Origin of the sequence: Vibrio sp. 10N.222.55.A1, from assembly GCF_041473835.1 — a bacterium.
GTDB lineage: Bacteria > Pseudomonadota > Gammaproteobacteria > Enterobacterales > Vibrionaceae > Vibrio > Vibrio crassostreae_C.
This window is the reverse complement of record NZ_JBFRSX010000081.1, coordinates 34,820-53,571: the sequence shown is the minus strand read 5'-3', so window position 1 is coordinate 53,571 and position 18,752 is coordinate 34,820. Positions and strand designations below refer to the sequence as shown.

The following is an 18,752-nucleotide window of genomic DNA, read 5'->3' as shown; positions in this document are numbered from 1 at the left end:
AAATGTAAAAAAGCCGCGTAATTCGCGGCTTTCTCATGTTTCAAATACACGTATCTGAGCTTATAGACGGTAGGTCATCGCTCTTTGGGCTACGTAGTTCACCATATCAAGCGTTGTGAAGATCGAATTAACATCATTAATGTTGTAATCCACATGTCCACGCTCCACATATTGCTCAGCGAGACGGTAAATATCAACGACACGCTCAGCTACCGCTTCCATAGGATCAATAAAAGTGACTGTTGGAAATGCCGTTTCAAGTTGCTTTCTAACCAAAGGAAGTTCCGTGCATCCCCAAATAACCGTATCAACGCCCTTCTCTACGATGGATTGAATCGCTACAGCAAGCAGTGCGGCATTACGCTCAAACTCGCCCGCTTTGATCCCGTTGGTTTCTCGGATTGCTTGTCCACACTCTGTCATCTCACCGGTTACTTCATCATAGATAGCACTATGCACGTTATGCTCTTGCTCAAAGGAATCTGGCTTAACGAACACCAGATTCGCGTCCGTTAGGTAACGATCATAGATTCCCGAATTGTATGTGCCGTTGGTACATAAAATACCAACAACAGATTCAGAGTTCTGCTCTTTGATTTGATCAACGGTGGTTTGAAGCATGTCGACGATATAAACGTTGGTGTGCTTTTAAACCTCAGGTCTAAAGTAATGAGCGGTGTTACAGGTCATTACGCCAAACTGAACATTGGCATGTTCTAAAATGCACGCTGACTCAATCAGTTCAGGCACAGGATCGGTACCGCCTTCGTTAATCACTTCAGATCGATCGGGGATATCTGAGTTTTTCACCACTATCATGGCCATGTGGTCTTAGTCTTTAAGTGCGCCGTGTTCAATTTCTTTCTTGGCGACGATATCTTGGAACAGAGCATCTGCTTCAGGGCCCATATTACCAAATACACCGAATCGTAGCTTTTTCATTGTTTTTACCTTTGTGTTTGCTAAAGCACAAAGGTTATTACGCTCTTTCGATTTACTTGAATCCTATTAGATGGTTCTCATCCTCGCGAGTGCATAAACAGCGTACAAAAATCAGAATTGAGTACCAAAGGAAAAATGAATACGAAATTCGTCGCCTTCAGGCGCATCTAAGCCGTAAGCAAAATCGAGCTTAACTGGCATTAACTGTGAGTTCCAAATCAAACTCACGCCCGTCCCACGCTTCCAATCCGCTTGTTGATCAAATGCATCACCCACATCAAGAAATGCGCCCAACCAAATTGAACGATAGACTTGATGCTGATATTCGAGCCCAGCAGTTAACATATAACGTGCCCCCGTTAGTTCACCATTCTCGTCTCTAGGGGAGATAGATTCGTAACCATAACCTCGCAGGTTTCCATCGCCACCAGCAAAATACCGCAGTGACGACGGCACATCAGATAATGATTTGGCAATGTTGATGCCTACGTTGGATCGGAAATGGAGCTTCTGCCTGTCACTAATATCCCATGAAAGGACACTGTTTCCTTCCAACCGCAACAGCCTTGAGTCAGAGAACAGACTAGGGTCAGAATACTCGACAGAATAGATGTGTCGATGATTGAGCTCCAACTGATCATTTTTACGATCAACCTGAGAAAAACTGATGCCAGGTAACAGTAATTGCGATTGCTCTTCCTCAGACGCCTGACGGTACTGTTCGTGCAAGTATTTGACATAAATGGTGCTTTGCCAATCACTGTCTAATTGCCAGTAACGTTCGAACTTAAGATCGTTTGTAAAGCTATTGGTGTCTCGATGATCAATTCGTTTCGATTCAAACTGAATACCAAAGTAATCCGTTGTGACTTTCTCTGTGGGGATTTTGTACCCCAACTGAAGTGATTGCTCCTGTTCAGACAAATATGTCTGTGTTTCAAAGCTGTGGCCTCTCCGGTTATACCAAGGCTTTGACCAACTGAGAGAGGCGCGTAAACCGAGATCTGTAGAATAGCCGCCACCGACCTGCACGATATTTCGAGAACTTGGCTCGGCAATGATTTCAATTGGAACTTCTAGGTTGTCATCAAGTTTGTCAAAGTCACCATGTACGATGACACTTCGAAACCATTGAGTGTCTGACAAATCAGATTGCAGTTCACCTAACTTGATGGTGTCAAAGTCATCACCTTTTTTAAAGGTGGGTATTTTCTCGATACGAGTAGGGTCAACCCCATCATCAGGAATACTTATAGAACCGAACTTGTAGCGTGGACCACTTGCAAAATACAAGTGTATATTCGCGATGTTCTCGCTAGGAATAACTTCAATCTTTGACTCGATAAACCTGCCGTCAAAATAACCTTTCCGCTTTGCTAAAGAGAAAATCGCACGCTTAGTTTGGTCATATTCTTGGTGAGACAAAGTTAAACCTGAGCCTAACTTGCTTTGATTGAGTATATTGATGAACTCCGCATCTAGGCTAGCTTCACCTGTTATTTTTACTATCGATTCTGCGATGCGCATGACAGGACCAGAATCGATGTTAATGATCACGTTATCAGAATCATTGAGGTCGATATCGAGCTGTGGGTGATAATAACCATAAGGGTTGAGTGCATCTTGAATACGTTTAGATAGCTTCGTTTTCGATAGCTGTGATGCAGGAACATCGGCTAAAGGTTCTAAATATAATTCTACATTTTCGGTGAGAGTTTTATTAACCCCTTTAACCTCAAATTCAGCAGCACTAGAAGAGTGTTGGGTAAACAGGAAAAATGAAGTGGCCAGCACTAATTGTTTAATCGAGGTCTTCACGCGGTTACCCAATTGCTCAAAACCCGAACAGGTTATGAGCAAAGCGTTAAATCGCCGAATCTCTTATGGAGGACGCTATCCTTCGAACGGCTTATCGGGTTGTTTAACACTGCAACAGTCGTTTATTAACGACTCAAATCCCAGCCCTACAGACACAAAAAAGGCGCAATTAAGCACCTTTTGAATGTCTATTACTTATTGATTTATATGGCTTGCTGACTCAAGATCAGTTGTTGTTCAGCCACACATCTTGGTTTTTTGGAGCTTTCTTCTTCTTTTTCTTCTTGCCAGTACCGGCCGGTGGCGCAACAGGTTTTAGTGCTGCGATCAGTTCAGCTGTCGCTTCTTCATCCACTTCAAAGCCTTCAATTTGCTCACGCTCAAGACGAATCTTGTTCTTCTTCTCGATGATTTTGAAGTGGTGGTAATCTTCGTGATCGATCAGAGATAACGCAAGACCAACTTCACCTGCACGACCACTTCGGCCGATACGGTGCATGTAGTCTGACGGGCTACGCGGTAAGTCAAAGTTGATTACCACTGGAAGCTTCTCAATATCCAGACCACGTGCCGCGATGTCTGTCGCGATCAGAACGTCAATCTCGCCAGATTTGAAATCTTCTAGGATACGAGTACGTGAACCTTGCCCTTTATCGCCGTGGAATACTTCTGCGATGATACCGCGCTTGTAAAGCTTGTCTGCTAGGTGCTCACAGCTGTTCTTCGCATTAACGAAGATCAGAGCTTGGCGCCATTCATGTTGTTGAATTAGGTGTGCGAGTAACGCTGTCTTGCGACCTTTTTCTACTTCGAATACACGTTGAACCAGTGTGCTCGCATTGGCACTTTGAAGTTGAACTTCAATTGGATCGCTTAGAAGTTCGTGAGTCAGCGTTTTAACTTGCTCTGGGAAAGTTGCAGAGAACAACAAGGTTTGTTTTTTGCTCGGCAAGAGCTTCAAGATTGCATCAAGTTCTTCGGTAAAACCTAGGCTTAGCATTCGGTCAGCTTCATCAAGCACTAACGTTTTCACTTTATCTAGTTTGATAGCGTTGCTCGAAATAAGGTCAAGCAGACGACCCGGTGTTGCCACCAAGATATCAGTGCCGCCACGTAGCGCCTGCATTTGAGTGTTTACCGATACACCACCAAACACACAAACCGTTTTAATCGCGCCATTGAAATGCACAGCGTAAGATTTAACGCTGTCAGCCACTTGCTTAGCAAGTTCACGAGTAGGAACCAAGATAAGGCCAGAAACAAAGTTACCTTTGCCTGAACGACGGTCCAGAGGGGCATCTTCATGAATCTTTTGTAACAGTGGAAGAGCAAATGCTGCGGTTTTACCTGAACCGGTATTTGCGCCTGCAATTAAATCGCGTCCTGCTAACACACTTGGAATAACTTGCGCTTGGATAGGCGTTGGCTGTTGGTATTCAAGCTCAGATAAACGAGCCATCAAAGGAGAGATTAAGCCAAGATCAGAGAAGTTGGTTGGTGTAGTGGTGTTAGTCATTAATTGCAGGAACTCAAAGCTAAAATAATAGCGCGCTATATTAACGTATTTCAGCAGTATTACGTAACTAAATCGCCCTTTCGCTTCTATTTCACTGATTAATATCCGTCAGACGCGAAGTTATCGATGTGAGAACCTCGATACTCGCCGTACCAACTTCGTCTAAGAGTATTCCAGCTACACAATTGTCGTGGGTTGCAGTTAGTTCAGCCAACCTGCTACCGTTTGTTCCGGTGCATACGAATTCGGCTCGGTTAACCAAACAGCGACTGCGTCTGGTGTAGCGACAAGTGGCTCAAAATTGATATTAAATTGCCATTCAGACTCACCACGCTGATAACCATCGTAAACCACAACAAAATCATGTTCGAGTTTCTTACCCCTGTTCTCGCCCGCCTTAACGCTGGTGACTTCGTTCATCGCCAGCAAAGCTATATGAGCAACATAATCCCCTTTGCCTTCGTAACTTACGCTGAACGTATCGCCTTTATAGTTGACCGTTAGCTTGGGGTTATTTTGTTGTTTGAGCGAAGGCAACGTTCTGTCTAACCAGTTAAAGTAACCGCGCCACTCTTTTCCATCGACAACAAAGCCCGGTGTGTAAACCCCACTTGTTACTCCATAAGCTTTGTACAAGCGTTGCTTCTGACTAAACGCCTTACTCGCGAACTTGTCGCCCCAACCTAAGTAATCCCAATAATCGACGTGATAGGCAAGCGGAATAACTTGTGTCCAAAGTTTTGGATGGTCTTCAAAAGTACTGAGGTACTGATCAGCAGGTGGACAACTTGAACAACCTTCAGAGGTGAAGAGCTCGATAACCTGTGCGGGCTGGCCTTCATTACTCCAGGTTTGTGCAAGCGACACTGAGGAATAGAAGCCGATCGGTAAGGCAAATAAACAAAGTTTAATCAATGATGAATTGCGTTTGGCGTGTGACATACCGAGATCCTTGTACAAAGCGAATTGAATGGCGCTCAAATACAGACCGTTATGCCTAGGTTTTTCTTTCAGGTGCTTAGTTTACGAAGAGATTGAGTTTATTTCAGATACAAAAACGCCAGCTTTAGAAGCTGGCGTTTTCTTAAAATTCTATATTTACATGTTAACGCTGAGATTAACGGTTAATACCGATATCGCGTTGCATGTGACCAGATAGGTCGCTTGCGTAGTAACTACGTGGAGAGTTGTCTACGAAAAGAATATCGAAAATGTGTGCAATCAATCCTTTGAAGTTAACCGAGTAGGTTTTCTTATCCATAGAGTTAGGAACAGCGATAGTATTCATTTGTACTGCTTGAGCCATGATTGCCTCTCTATAAATTTATTAATGTGTTTCGTTCTGATGACAAGAATAATAGGTGATCTTTTGCAGGTTAAAAAATGACTAAAATTAGATTTTGGGATTAGTTTTTCTAATAAAACAAACCATTAACAATGCCACAAAATAGATATGCAGATTATGTGAGTACAAATTCAATATAGTGTTTAAATCATGCATTTAGTACAAATACCCCGCAAACAACAGTGGCCAATGTCACAGAAAATTTACATAAATAAATTTTCCACTTCATCAGCCACGTGTTCATTATCGACTTTTCGATAAGTTATATTTGTTTTTAATTTACTTGTTCAATGCCTGGCTTCTTCGCATAAACCGACGCTATAACCGCAATCGTCATCGTAGAAACCAATACCGCCAATGACCAGTAAGTTGGGATAGCCCACTCGCTATCAACCAGAAGCATTTTCACACCAATGAACACCATGATGAATGAAAGCGCGGGTTTCAAATAGATGAACTTGTCCATCATACCTTGCAGTACAAAATACAACGAGCGAAGACCAAGTAACGCAAACACGTTAGCCGCAAGTACCAAGAACGGTTCTTGTGTTACCGCAAAGATCGCAGGGATAGAGTCTAATGCAAACATCACGTCCATGACTGCGATCGCACCGATGACCAACATCATTGGAGTGAATGCCCATTTAGCACCCTGTTTAACCATTAATGCAGGGCCATGGAAGTCCTCTGTTACCGGCATCACTTTACGAAGTAGCTTTTCAGGCAGAGTATTCACACTCTCCTCTTCGCCCTTGTCTAATGCCAGCTTAATACCTGTACCAATCAAGAACGCAGCGAACACGTAAAGCACCCAGTGATATTCCGCCAAAAGCTGTGCGCCTAGTGCGATCATAATTGCACGAAGCACCAATGCACCAATTACGCCCCAAAGAAGCGCACGAGGTCTTAGATGCTCAGGAACTTGGTATTGAGCAAAGATCATCGCAAAAACAAACAAGTTGTCTACGCTAAGGGATTTTTCTAACAAGTAACCCGTAATGAATGACACGGTTGCTTTTTGCGCTGTGTAGTCACTGTTCGGCGCATAAATGTCCCAAAATAGGTAAATCGAGCCAGCAAACAAAAACGCAAGTACAAACCAGAAAACACTCCAGATTGCCGCTTTCTTGATAGTAACGTTACCGCCACGAGTCTGATAGATATCAATAGAGACGAGAATAACCGTTAGCAGGAAAAAGCCCGCATAAGTCGTCATGATTGGCGATGAAAAAAAGGATTCACTATTGGTAGATAATAGAGATTGAGTTGAGTTCATTATTCCTCCGGGCGGAAGAACTGTACAAAGACCTTCCGCAAACAAAGCATATCAAGCTCCATTACGGATCTTGACTGTGATTGCGTTGGTCTCGTTGAAGTGAAATATGGGATTTCACTTTTACATACCGGATAGACTCTTGGCCTAACGAGATGACGATATGTAAACTTGCGCTAACTACTCCCCAAACGCGTGGATAATAATCCTCTGGTTGTGTTTCGTCTATATAAATTTGCACGGAAAAAGCAAAAAAGGAGCAAACGCTCCTTTCTGATTGATGCCACTTTGTCAAATAAACACGCGAATTGATTCTAAGAATAAATTCGCAAGTCAAACACACTATTGCACTGCGTAATGAAGTTGCAAAAAGAGCAATTTACAGCCCTGCGGCAGGTATTAAATACACTAACGCTGACCAAACTGATACCCAACCGACAACCGCTACCGCATCTAACCAATCTTTCTTATCCATGCATATCTCCACAAGAAGGCGACCTGCAGAGATAAAGCATAAACAATGCCAATTTTATAAATAACCCAAAGTAATAGTGTTAAATATCAGTATCAGCTTTAGTTATCTAAAACACTCCATGCAATTCAACGGTTCATTGAGTTGAAGCGACTCTGGGTGGTCTTGCAGAAACTCGATGAAGCAGTCTGCCATAGAGTCAGTGGTGACCGTGCCATCACCGATCATATCCAACACAGCGTTATAGCCCTCTTTGCCTTTCATTGTATAGGCTGACGACGCGCCCCGGTAAATACGGTTGCGAGAAACAGCTTGCCAACCTGAATCATCAGAGTGAATTTCTAGATGGTGAATCCTGTGTCCTATAGGCGCTTCTTTGTGGTAACAAAACCTCAAATTATGTGTATAAGGAAAGCTACCTGAACCTGTGCCCACGACACCATTATCAATCGCGTTATTGATTGCACCTTCAAGCATGCCAGCGATCGTTTCACCTTTTACTTCATACACACCAATAGGTACGGCAAACGGTAGTAGTTTTCCGGCAATATCGGCAACAGAGACATCGCCGCTGTTCAGTGAATTTCTTACACCACCGGCGTTGTGAATGGCAAAGTCAACCTGATGCCCTTTCTTGTTCATTAGATGGTGAAATGATTGAGCAACCAAGGGGGCTAGTTGACTCGGGCCTTTAGCATCTGGAATACGTACATGGCGAAGTTTAGTGTCTGCATGAGCAATCACTTGTTGCTGAAGCTTTCGAACTCGCGGCTGGTATTTATCCGTCAGAATGCTCTGCAGCTCAGGATCTTTCTTACACACTGCAATATTAGGGTGATTGTTTAAAAACTCACACGCCATATCGTGGGCATCGTCTTGCCCTACTTCACTCAGTTTCGCGTCTATAAAGAGTCGACGGCCTAATAACAGTTCGTTTTTACCATTGAAGTGCGTCACTTTGCCTTGAGAATCGAACTCGATTTCGCAGTGTCCTAAGCTCATGGCGTGGAAACCCGCTTGCACAACATAGGTATCGCCAATTTTCACACCGTATTCATCATCTTTAACTAAGCCGATATCAGAGAAATCACCTTGTAAGCGATGACTATGACCACCAACGATGACACCAATACCTGTTACGTTGGCTGCTAACTCTAAATCAGCTTCGTAACCAAGATGGCTAAGTAACACAATCTTGTTGATACCTGCTTGATGGATTTGCTCAATGGTCCCTTTTGCTGTTTCCAAAGCATTTTCAAACGGTGTATCGATATCTGGGTTAGCGATGCCTGCCATCTTGTCGATGCTTAAGCCGAATATTGCGACCTTCTCGCCATCAAACTCTTTCGTTATAAAAGAAGCACTTCGTGTTTCAGGCAGATAAGGCTTAACAATGTCGTTGTCCGCTAGCGTATGAGTTTTATTGATATCCTCATTCGATAGATTCCAGTTACCGGCCAACAGCGGGAATTTGATTCTTTTCGCGAAAATCGCGACGGGCTCATTACCCATGTCTAACTCGTGATTACCGAGCGTCATGGCATCTATATTAAGGGCATTCAACAAATCGGCATTGGCTTTTCCCTTGAATAAGGAAAAGTACAACGTGCCCTGGAAGCAGTCACCAGCGTGCAAGAACAAGGTTCCAACCTTCTGACGCTGGGCATCTTGTTCTATTTGTTTGAAGCGTGTTGAAATTCGAGCAAAGCCACCAGCACTGACATAAGGTTCAATGATGTGGTTGTTCATTTTAAGTGATAGCTGTAACGAGGTTGGTTCAAAGTATGAGTGGGTGTCGTTGATGTGTGCCAACACTATTTTTGTCGGCTTATTCTTTTTAGTCATATTTTCTTCTCTCTTTGTCCCTTCATACTAGGTCGAGAATCATGACAGAATCGTGAATTTTATGAAACTGCACTGCAAAAAAATACTCGAGATAGATCAAAAATCTCATTTTGCACCGTATTAATAAACAACGGGTTTTGTGACAGGTGAGCATACCGGATTTGGATTTTTCGATTATGATTAAAGATATCTGTTAGCTTTCAAATAATTAGCAGAGCCTTCCGTTAGGAGTAAGCCTATGCAACTAGAAAGAATCGAGATTTCTGGCTTTCGAGGTATCAAGCGCATGTCACTCGCGTTTGACGAGCTAACCACGCTTATTGGTGAAAATACTTGGGGTAAGTCTTCATTATTGGATGCCCTTTCCGTCATTCTGCCCTCAGACGGTGTGCCATATCACTTTGAAATGACCGATTTTCATGTCGATTACTCTGTTTCACACCCGCAGTCTCAACATCTTCAAATTGTTCTCGCTTTAAAAGCTAACGATAAGAGCGAACTTAACGCAGGTCGTTATCGCAAACTCAAACCTATTTGGGTTCAAGATGAATTTGGCGTATTTCGCATCTACTATCGCATCAGCGCGACGTTAGAACAGTATGAGACAACAACACACTATGCATTTCTTGGTTTGGACGGTAATCCGCTCAAGCTTCATCATTCAGAAAAGCTTGCTCAAGAATTAATGACCTTACATCCCGTTATCCGTTTGCGTGATGCAAGGCACTTTGATCGTCCTTTCAACGGCAAGTCCCTTAACCACAATGCTCACCTGCCGACTAATGTTCACGCAACTAATGCAAATTCAAACGGGAACGGGAACGGGAACGGGAACCATCACACGAGCAATGGCACAACAAATGGAAACGGCGCCAATAACGGTAATGGTCGACAAGCAAGAATAGAAAAACGAATAGACAACACCTGCCGCCGTCTTATGGCGATACCCGGACATGTTAATAAAGGTGAAATGCGCAGTAGCCTAGAGTCGATGCAAAGTTTGATTGAGCACTATTTTTCTTTCAAAAGTACTTCTCGTCGTAACCCTAGAAAACAGCGAGACGGATTGCTTTATTCTGCGGGTACCAATGATCAGAGTATTCATCAACTCGTCGAAGAGACCAAGAACAAACAAACTCGCTTATTATTCATGGGGTTACTTAACGCTTATCTACAAGCTAAAGGGCCAAACGACTTAAGGCGATGTGCGCGCCCTCTGTTGATCCTTGAAGATCCAGAAGGTCGATTGCACCCAACACACTTGGCAAGGGCTTGGAGCTTGATGCAGAAATTGCCCATGCAGAAAATCCTGACCACCAACAGTGGCGACCTACTTGCGGCGGTCCCACTTCAATCGATTCGTCGCTTGGTTCGTCAGTCAGACAAAACCATCGCCAATCAACTCAACATGAACCATTTCAGTAAGGATGAACTTCGACGAATTGGTTTTCATATCCGCTTCCACCGCTCTGGGGCACTATTTGCTCGCTGTTGGCTATTAGTAGAAGGTGAAACCGAGGTTTGGTTGTTCAATGAACTTGCCAACCAATGTGGCTATAACCTAGCAGCAGAAGGTGTGCAGATTATTGAGTTCGCCCAATCAGGACTTAAGGCACTGATTAAGGTCGCGCAAGAGTTTGGCATCGATTGGCATGTGGTAACTGACGGCGATGCGGCGGGTAAAAAATACGCAGCAACGGTGCTATCGAAGCTTGGTAATGATCAGGAAAGACATCGACTCACGGAACTGCCAGATAAAGATATCGAGCATTACCTATATATGAATGGGTTTGAGAGCTTTTTCCGTGACATGGTTAAGATTCCATACGATCACCCTATCCCTCCAAAGAAAGTGGTTGCCAAGGTATTGAAGAAACATGCAAAACCCGACCTTGCACTCGCCATTGTTTCTCATTGCGAGAATCAAGGACAAGAATGCATTCCGCTTTTATTAAGGTGGACATTAAAACGCGTGATCACCATGGCGAATGGAAATACCTAAACATAATTTGTTTTATAGATGCTATCAGTTGCTCTACTGATGAAATATTTATCTAGTCGCCTCAACCAAAAAAGGCACACCAAACGGTGTGCCTGTATAAATCGATATACAAATTAATTGGGGGTTCTCTTGCAAGAGTTCACAGTGACTAACTAAGGTTAGGTTAACGAATTAAGCCTTTGCCTGTTTAGCGTGTTGTTCAACAACTTCCGAAGATTGAGTCGATTTCTCGTGAAGCCATAGCCCCGTTGCTTTCATCAAGTATCCAAATACACCACCAAGCAGTAAAGATGGCACTACAAGTTGCCAATCACCACCTGCAGCAAACGTCGCACAGCAACCAATGAAGGTGCCTGGGATATAACCTAGCCACGCTTGTTTCGCTTGAATACACATAAAGAAAGCCACAATAGCAGTAATCATGTAGCCTAAAATCTCTAACCCTGCGAAGGTTGAGCTTTCGATAATCACCATTGCCCAGAATACGCCAGTCATGTTGGTCAATAAGCTACCTGCTAGTCCTTTAACGCCGCCTGTTGGCGAAGCAAAGTAACTGGTGCAACCTAAGAAACCTGCCCATGACAATAAGCCGAAAGAGATAGCAATCCATCCCCATAGACCTGACAAAATACCTGTTGTTAATGAAATCGCGACTAATGTACTCATACTATTTCTAAAGCCTAATTACGTAATTGAACGCAACCGGATTTAGCCTCACTTAAAATCAAGTAAGCATACTATGGGAAGATAGCCCTTATTTAGCCGATCACGATCACATTAATAATGTATGCAGATGTGTATTTATCACTAGATAGAGACCGAAATCGCTTATTCAACATATTTGGTTATCAGTATTTTATCAATTTATCGTTACAGAACCGATGGCTTGCCTTTCATCATGCGCTTACCTTCTCGCTTAATACACTCAGCAAGTGGGTTCTCAGACATATCTGCACGCCAAATAAAGGACAAGGTTCTTTCCATTTCAAGCTCAGGGACATTTAATGTGACCAGTTGACCAGACTCAACAAACTGTTCGACATCGAGATAAGGTAAACACGTTAAATATGGGCCGTTTGCAACCAAACTTCTTAAAACAGGAACGTGTTCATACTCTCGCCAAACATCAAGATCACCAATTAAATGGTGAATAGAGCTATCAAAAACTTTGCGAGTACCCGAACCATGTTCACGTAATACCCATTTTGCTTGTTCTAATTGCGCCAAGCTTACTCGTTCACGCTTCGCAAACGGGTGATGAGCCGATGCAACCACCGTTAAATGGTCCGTACACCACACTTCTTGGTGAACTCGGTTGTCATCACAACGACCTTCGATAACACCCAAGTCATATTGATAATCTAATACGCCATCAATAACCGCATCGGTACTTTGTACGCCGAGCGAGATTCGCATCTCAGGAAAGTCGTTATCAATAATACTGATGAGGTCAGGAACTAGGTGTTCCGCTGGTGTTTGGCTTGCACCGAGTTTGAGCTCTCCACTTAGTAAATGCTGCTCATAAAAACCCATCTCAATTTGCTGCGCATCTTGCAGTAAACGCTTCGCTTTAGGCCTTAGCCACATCCCCCAATGAGTAAGAGCCATTTGCTTGCCCTGCCTTTCAAACAAAGGCCTGCCGAGCATTTTTTCCAACTGTGCAAGAGACATACTTGTCGCCGACTGAGTCAACGCCAATTTGTCTGCTGCCTGACTAACGCTCCCGGAGTCTGCTACTGCATCAAATACCGCGAGTTGCTTTAATGAATAACGCAAAATTCATCCTTAATGCTTTTAATTATTTGTGTCCTGATGCTCGTTTTTTATAAAGCCAATGAGCAATCAATTTCATTCTACGCGTAACCCAATCTATATCAATAAATTTGATGTGGTTTCTAAAAATTATCAATTTTACCTCTACCCATCAACGCCCTAATCTGGAATGGCAGGACACAACGAGCCCTGCAAAACATTACTGATTAACCATTACGGATTAACCAAGTCATTAACACTAGGAATTACACATGACGGATTGTTCAAGGGGGGGATATGGCAACCAGCACTTCTGAAAATCATCAACTGTTCTCACCAACAGAAATGATGGCGGAAGCAGAGAAGTTTGCATTAAGTAAAGCAAATAAAACCAGCAGCATGACATTGAGTTTGGCAATCATGGCTGGCGCATTCATCGGGCTTGCTTTTTTGTTCTACATCACGGTAACCACGGGCAGCGCTGATGCTGGATGGGGATTGAGTCGCTTAGCCGGCGGTCTTGCATTCAGTATGGGTTTGATCTTGATTGTGATTTGCGGTGGTGAGCTATTTACCAGCTCAGTGTTATCCAGCATCTCATGGGCTAACAAGCAAATCACCTTCACTAAGATGCTGTCTATCTGGGGCAAAGTGTATGTCGGCAACTTTATCGGTGCCATGTTCCTATTGGCTTTGGTAAGCGCAGCAGGCTTATATCAACTGGATGGCGGCCAATGGGGCTTAAACGCTCTAAACATTGCTCAACACAAGCTGCACCACAGCCCAGTTCAAGCGTTTGCTTTGGGTGTGCTTTGTAACTTGTTGGTGTGTTTAGCGATTTGGTTAACGTTCAGCTCTGCTAACGCAATGACCAAAGCAATGATGACCGTGTTACCCGTTGCAATGTTCGTAAGCTCAGGCTTTGAACACTGTGTGGCGAATATGTTCATGGTTCCTCTAGGCATCACGATTCAAACATTCGCCCCGGAAAGCTTCTGGATGCAAATCGGTGCAACACCAGCGCAGTACGCAGACTTAAACGTCATGCAATTTGTCACAGCAAACTTAATACCAGTGACAATCGGCAACATCGTAGGTGGTTCAGTATTGGTCGGCTTAGCCAACTGGAGTATCTACCGTCGCCCACAACTTAAAGCAGCAAAAATTACCGCTATTACACAAACAACAGAAATTACGTCAGTTAAGGAAATTACTATGAACACAGCAACTACTATCAAGCAAATCATGAACACTCAACCAATTACATTGAGCGTTGAAATGCCAACATCAGTCGCGATTGATACACTTTTAGACGCGCAACTTGTTAGCGCTCCTGTTTGTGATGTTGAAGGCCGTCTAGTGGGTATCTTCTCTGTTCATGACGTAATGGTTGACCTTTGGTGCCAAGATTACATCCCAACTAAAGGCCAAAAAGTCGTAGACCTAATGAGCCGTGACGTTGTGGCAATCGATGCAAACGACAAGCTAGTAGACGTTGCTGAGTTCCTATGCATCGACAAAGAGCAACTGTACCCGACGACAAGCATGGGCTTCGCAACTCGCTTGACATCTCTTTCTCTAGAAGAGCGTGCAAAAGCGATGAAAGTAAGCCAACCACATATGCTTCCAGTGTTAGAAAATGGCGTGATGGTGGGTGTGTTGACTCGCATTGAAGTGATGCAAGCACTGCGTCCAATCTACGGTGACCGACTAAACGTGGTTCCTCAAGCTGAACTAGAAACAGCTTAACTAATCGTAAGTTGAACTATTAGGGATTAGTAGTTCAATTAGATAACTCAGTCATGGCAACGTTGACTGGCTAGAGGCAAATGGTGGCTTTTAACGTACTAAACGGTTTGACACAAAACAGACCTAAACGCGTTGCCATTTACCTCAATAAAAAAGGCGCAAAGTGAAAACTTTGCGCCTTTCTCTATTTCTAACTGCTGACCTATTTAGTATCGACCAAACTTTTGATATTTCTAAATAATGTTGATACCTGTCAGAGAGCTAGAAAGCTAGATTACTTTTTTACGCCTTCAACGTGTAGTTCCATGTCTACATAGCTTGAAGCGCCCATTACTGGAATGTTGAAGTCAGCAAGTTCTAGACGAGTTGTACCCACGAAACCAGCACGCTCACCGCCCCAAGGGTCTTGACCAGCACCGATGAATTCAGCTTCGATAACGATTGGCTTAGTTACGCCGTGAAGCTTAAGGTCACCCATTACTTCAAGTTTGCCGTTGCCTTTATCAACCACTTTTGTGCTGTTGAAAGTAGCGTCAGAGAATTTACCTGCATCAATGAAGTCAGAGCTACGGATGTGCTTGTCACGCTCTGCGTGGTTTGAATCAAGGCTTGTTGTATCAATAGTTACGTTTACTTTTGATGCTTCAACGTTGCTTTCATCAAATGAGAAATCACCTGAGAATGTGTTAAAACGGCCTTGGATAAAGCTATAACCTAGGTGGCTAACTTTAAAGTTAACTGAAGCATGCGCACCTTTTGTATCAATCACGTAATCAGCGGCGTTCGCAGCGAAAGGCATTGCCATAGCAAATGCTAATCCTGTAGCGATAATTGACTTTTTCATTTTGAAGCTCCTATCATTTTTCGTAGCGTATCGTCTTTGTCGATAACGTGGTGTTTTATCGCCGCTAAGGCGTGCACTGATGCCATAATGATCAGTACCCATGCAGCATAGTAGTGAACCGTACCTGCGAGATCAGATTGGTTTGCAAACAGTTCGCCCATACTTGGTACAGTGAACCAATTGAATACCTCTATCCCGCGGCCATCTGATGTTGAAATCAAATAACCTGAAATAAATAAAACCGCTAAGTTAATGTACATAAAGCCGTGAGCGATCTTCGCTGCTGCAACTTCATAGCTTTTACCTTCTACTTTAGGTGACGCGGTAACTAGTTTCCAAACCAAGCGGATAACAGTAACAGTAGCCAAAAGAATGCCTACCGAGCGGTGATAGTCTGGCGCTGTTTTGTACCACTCGCTGTAATATGAAAGATCAACCATCCACAGGCCTACACCAAATAAGCCAAATACTGCGAGAGCTGAAATCCAATGCATCGCTCTAGCTAAAGGGTTGTAATTTCTAACGTTGTTGTCCATGCATCTCTTCCGAATGTTAACGAATCGTGTAGTTTTGAAAAGCGTACCCTACACTAAGTTTGTGTAACATATTATTTACCAAGCTTTACAATAGTTACATCATTGCAAATTAAACGAGTTATTCAAATTATTTGAACAAGTTTGGGCTAAACGTTAAATTTCAACGATTTGTTCGATCTCGTAAAGCTCATCTGAGATGTCTAACATTTTACGTTCCATGACTTTTTGAGCGTCTTCTATCCCTTTGTTGTAGTAAACCGCCCCAAACTTTTTACTTATGAAATCGACCAAGAATTCCGTGTCGAACTGACCAAGCTCCACATCAAGTTCATCTTGCAGGTACTTTTGGAGCGTATTAGTAAGCTCAGACTTTTGTTTCGAATCTAATTGAATGGTCATGAATGTTTCCAAATAAAGAGTAAGTAGATCAATTGTGATTTGCTGACTAGACTATAGTCGAGGTAACTAGCTAGAATTCCTCATAATTTAGAATACAGACCTGTAGAGCGCCAGTGCTATCCATAAAATCACTCAGCAATGGTTAATTTTGATAGAGAGATCAAGAACTCGCACTTTGACGATAGGTAACGGAACCGCAATTACCGTACTATTGCCCATCAATAAGATAGTAGCTGTGTATAAGGGACTTCATTGTTATTAGATCTAGTGATTAAAAGCGTTAATCAATTTCAAGACGATTGCCTAAAGCTATGTGAACGCCACTACCCTACGGTGCACAATCAAGGGATCAGTGAGCACCATATAGGAAAGGCATTTGCTCGCCGAATGGAGCACACCTTCGTTAGCTTTAATCATGCAAGCAACATCAGCCCACTTGAAATGCTTTCTTCTGGCGAAACGCCTCGACACTTCCGAATATCTTCCGAAATTGGTACCGTTTGGATGATCAGTCATCATATGGTGAGCGCCGGGAAAACCTGTCGTAGAAAGTTAATGTTGGACATCCATAATTGGCAACAAGAGTATGGATTTTCCATTCAACCCAATGACGTTTTGATCATTGTCTCCGACCATTGGATTAGCCGAAGTAAAAACAGTGGTGAATTATTGCATTGGTGGATGGGTGAACTCCCAGACGAGATCACGGAATATAGCCAACAAGGTATCACGCTAAGAGAGAGTGATTCTCAATTCGCTACTGACTTAAATAATAATTTTAAAATCAGCCCTTGCTTCATTAAATTTGGACACCCTTTAAAGCGGTCAGGAAATCAACAACTGGTTCGTAAATACCTGCAACTTTACGCAGTACTTCAATGGCAGTAAGAATACGGGTCAACTTTTTTAATCAGTCTTGAAAGTAAATAGTTAGACCTCCATCCCAATATTTTATAAAACCCAACTCAAGCCCTACCCAATAATCAATCAAAATTTATCTTCGATAAAATAATAACTTATCAGCTCATCGTTCATATTTTGAGAAGTAGATATCATTTATATGCAAACAGAGTTGTTTGTTAATAATGTAACTTTGACATTCCCCCATAACCTGAGGCTTTATCCTTACTTTCACCTGGTGTATTAGCGTTGAAAGCTTATATTGATTGGTGTTGATATGAGATAGATTACTCAGAGATTAAATTCACAATAGTCATTATTAATGGTGAATGATAAGTAATTTTAATGACTAATATCAATTATCATGCTGTTTTTCGTTAATTATATTTATTTAAATATTGACTCTACAAATGAGTTTTTATTAATTGACAATTTACTTACACCTGTCAATATTGTGACAGCCGCGACATGTACGTCCGCCATTGAATAAGCCCTCTTTACTAGCGACTATGATTTTATCAGACAGAAGTGAATTTATTAGCTGTATATCCGTAGATGCTGATATGCAGTTTATTGCGAAATACCAAGACCTGACGCTTAGAAGCGTCTATCAACCTATATTCGACTCTTCTATGACTCAAATAGGTGTTGAGGCTTTGGTGCGCATTTCAAATAACAAAGGTGATATTGTTCGTCCTGATCACTTCTTCCATTCCGACGAAACCTCAAGCACAGACAAAATCAATGTAGAGAGGTTGAGTCGAGCGATTCATATCCGTAACTTCGCACAATCGACAATCCGTCATTTACATCTATTTTTGAACGTTCTTCCAAACGTTGGTGAGCTGTTTGCTGCAGAGAAAGTAAGTGACAGCTTGCTAGCCAAACGCCTTCACGAGCTCAACCTTTCGTGCGAGCAAATTGTAATGGAATTGGTTGAACTCAATGTCGAAAGCGAAGAACGTTTAAAAGACGCAGCCCTCTCACTTGCAGATAATGGCTTTCAAATAGCAGTCGATGATTTCGGAACACAAGCATCAACCGAGCAGCGCGTTCGCCATATCAACCCTCATATAATCAAGATTGATCGCTCTGTTATGTTGGACTTTGAACAAGGTGAAACTCAAGAAATGACCTTGGTACTCGATCTTGCAACCCAAATTGGCGCAAAGACAGTGATTGAAGGAATAGAAACCCAACAACAACTCGAAGCGATGCAGAGCCTAGGCTTCGATATGTATCAAGGCTATCATTTGGCCATGCCAAAACCGATTGAGTTGGATATACGCCTCGCAATCTAGCACTGCCTCTATTCCCGACAAAGCCGCTTTACCATTGGTAAGCGGTTTTTTTAATGTT

At 42.8% G+C, this 18,752-nt stretch carries 15 protein-coding genes and 1 pseudogene; 4 read left to right on the top strand and 12 right to left on the bottom strand.

Annotated elements, in window-relative coordinates:
- Window positions 1-60: 60 nt before the first annotated feature.
- The 7 genes and pseudogenes from AB4493_RS20235 to AB4493_RS20205 form a co-directional block, all read right to left on the bottom strand.
- Window positions 61-819, bottom strand: a pseudogene (locus AB4493_RS20235) (aspartate/glutamate racemase family protein).
- A gap of 234 nt (window positions 820-1,053) precedes the next feature.
- Window positions 1,054-2,772: an autotransporter assembly complex family protein gene (locus AB4493_RS20230; protein WP_029235239.1), complete on the bottom strand. Its 1,719-nt coding sequence runs from the start codon at window positions 2,770-2,772 to the stop codon at window positions 1,054-1,056.
- Between the two features lie 214 nt (window positions 2,773-2,986).
- Window positions 2,987-4,276 (bottom strand): DEAD/DEAH box helicase, encoded by a 1,290-nt coding sequence (locus AB4493_RS20225; RefSeq protein WP_017059810.1) that lies wholly within the window; start codon window positions 4,274-4,276, stop codon window positions 2,987-2,989.
- 201 nt (window positions 4,277-4,477) lie between these two features.
- Window positions 4,478-5,218, bottom strand: coding sequence for a DUF1223 domain-containing protein (locus tag AB4493_RS20220; RefSeq protein WP_017059811.1), 741 nt, complete (start codon window positions 5,216-5,218; stop codon window positions 4,478-4,480).
- A 175-nt stretch (window positions 5,219-5,393) separates the two neighbouring features.
- A complete protein-coding gene (locus AB4493_RS20215; RefSeq protein ID WP_017059812.1) occupies window positions 5,394-5,582 on the bottom strand; it encodes a hypothetical protein in 189 nt (62 codons plus the stop codon).
- A gap of 313 nt (window positions 5,583-5,895) precedes the next feature.
- Window positions 5,896-6,897: a TerC/Alx family metal homeostasis membrane protein gene (locus tag AB4493_RS20210; protein WP_017059813.1), complete on the bottom strand. Its 1,002-nt coding sequence runs from the start codon at window positions 6,895-6,897 to the stop codon at window positions 5,896-5,898.
- A 574-nt stretch (window positions 6,898-7,471) separates the two neighbouring features.
- On the bottom strand, window positions 7,472-9,211 hold the full coding sequence (locus tag AB4493_RS20205) for a bifunctional UDP-sugar hydrolase/5'-nucleotidase (RefSeq protein ID WP_102333460.1): 1,740 nt from the start codon (window positions 9,209-9,211) through the stop codon (window positions 7,472-7,474).
- 238 nt (window positions 9,212-9,449) lie between these two features.
- Between AB4493_RS20205 and AB4493_RS20200 the strand changes: the two genes are divergently transcribed.
- Complete coding sequence (locus AB4493_RS20200; protein ID WP_372055120.1) at window positions 9,450-11,213, top strand: ATP-dependent endonuclease; 1,764 nt, start codon at window positions 9,450-9,452, stop codon at window positions 11,211-11,213.
- 171 nt (window positions 11,214-11,384) lie between these two features.
- Here the strand turns inward: AB4493_RS20200 and AB4493_RS20195 are convergent, their stop codons facing one another.
- Entirely contained in the window at window positions 11,385-11,879 is a 495-nt protein-coding gene (locus AB4493_RS20195; RefSeq protein WP_017059817.1) for a DUF1097 domain-containing protein, read from the bottom strand.
- A gap of 204 nt (window positions 11,880-12,083) precedes the next feature.
- Window positions 12,084-12,989 (bottom strand): LysR substrate-binding domain-containing protein, encoded by a 906-nt coding sequence (locus tag AB4493_RS20190; RefSeq protein WP_017064628.1) that lies wholly within the window; start codon window positions 12,987-12,989, stop codon window positions 12,084-12,086.
- Window positions 12,990-13,262: 273 nt separating this feature from the next.
- On the opposite strand from AB4493_RS20190, the gene focA reads away from it, so the two are divergent.
- Window positions 13,263-14,714 carry a formate transporter FocA gene (gene focA, locus AB4493_RS20185; protein WP_017064629.1) on the top strand — a complete coding sequence of 484 codons (1,452 nt, stop codon included), beginning with the start codon at window positions 13,263-13,265 and terminating at the stop codon, window positions 14,712-14,714.
- Between the two features lie 274 nt (window positions 14,715-14,988).
- On the opposite strand, the gene AB4493_RS20180 is transcribed toward focA, so the two are convergent.
- The 3 genes from AB4493_RS20180 to AB4493_RS20170 form a co-directional block, all read right to left on the bottom strand.
- Window positions 14,989-15,558: a YceI family protein gene (locus AB4493_RS20180; RefSeq protein ID WP_017064630.1), complete on the bottom strand. Its 570-nt coding sequence runs from the start codon at window positions 15,556-15,558 to the stop codon at window positions 14,989-14,991.
- Window positions 15,555-16,094: a cytochrome b gene (locus tag AB4493_RS20175; RefSeq protein WP_372102685.1), complete on the bottom strand. Its 540-nt coding sequence runs from the start codon at window positions 16,092-16,094 to the stop codon at window positions 15,555-15,557. The genes AB4493_RS20180 and AB4493_RS20175 overlap by 4 nt, the downstream gene beginning before the upstream one ends.
- A gap of 153 nt (window positions 16,095-16,247) precedes the next feature.
- Window positions 16,248-16,493, bottom strand: coding sequence for a DUF2164 domain-containing protein (locus tag AB4493_RS20170; protein WP_229647529.1), 246 nt, complete (start codon window positions 16,491-16,493; stop codon window positions 16,248-16,250).
- 252 nt (window positions 16,494-16,745) lie between these two features.
- Between AB4493_RS20170 and AB4493_RS20165 the strand changes: the two genes are divergently transcribed.
- Together AB4493_RS20165 and AB4493_RS20160 are read left to right on the top strand one after the other, a co-directional pair.
- Window positions 16,746-17,381: a hypothetical protein gene (locus AB4493_RS20165; RefSeq protein ID WP_017069925.1), complete on the top strand. Its 636-nt coding sequence runs from the start codon at window positions 16,746-16,748 to the stop codon at window positions 17,379-17,381.
- 575 nt (window positions 17,382-17,956) lie between these two features.
- On the top strand, window positions 17,957-18,694 hold the full coding sequence (locus AB4493_RS20160; protein ID WP_372155698.1) for an EAL domain-containing protein: 738 nt from the start codon (window positions 17,957-17,959) through the stop codon (window positions 18,692-18,694).
- Window positions 18,695-18,752: the final 58 nt, after the last annotated feature.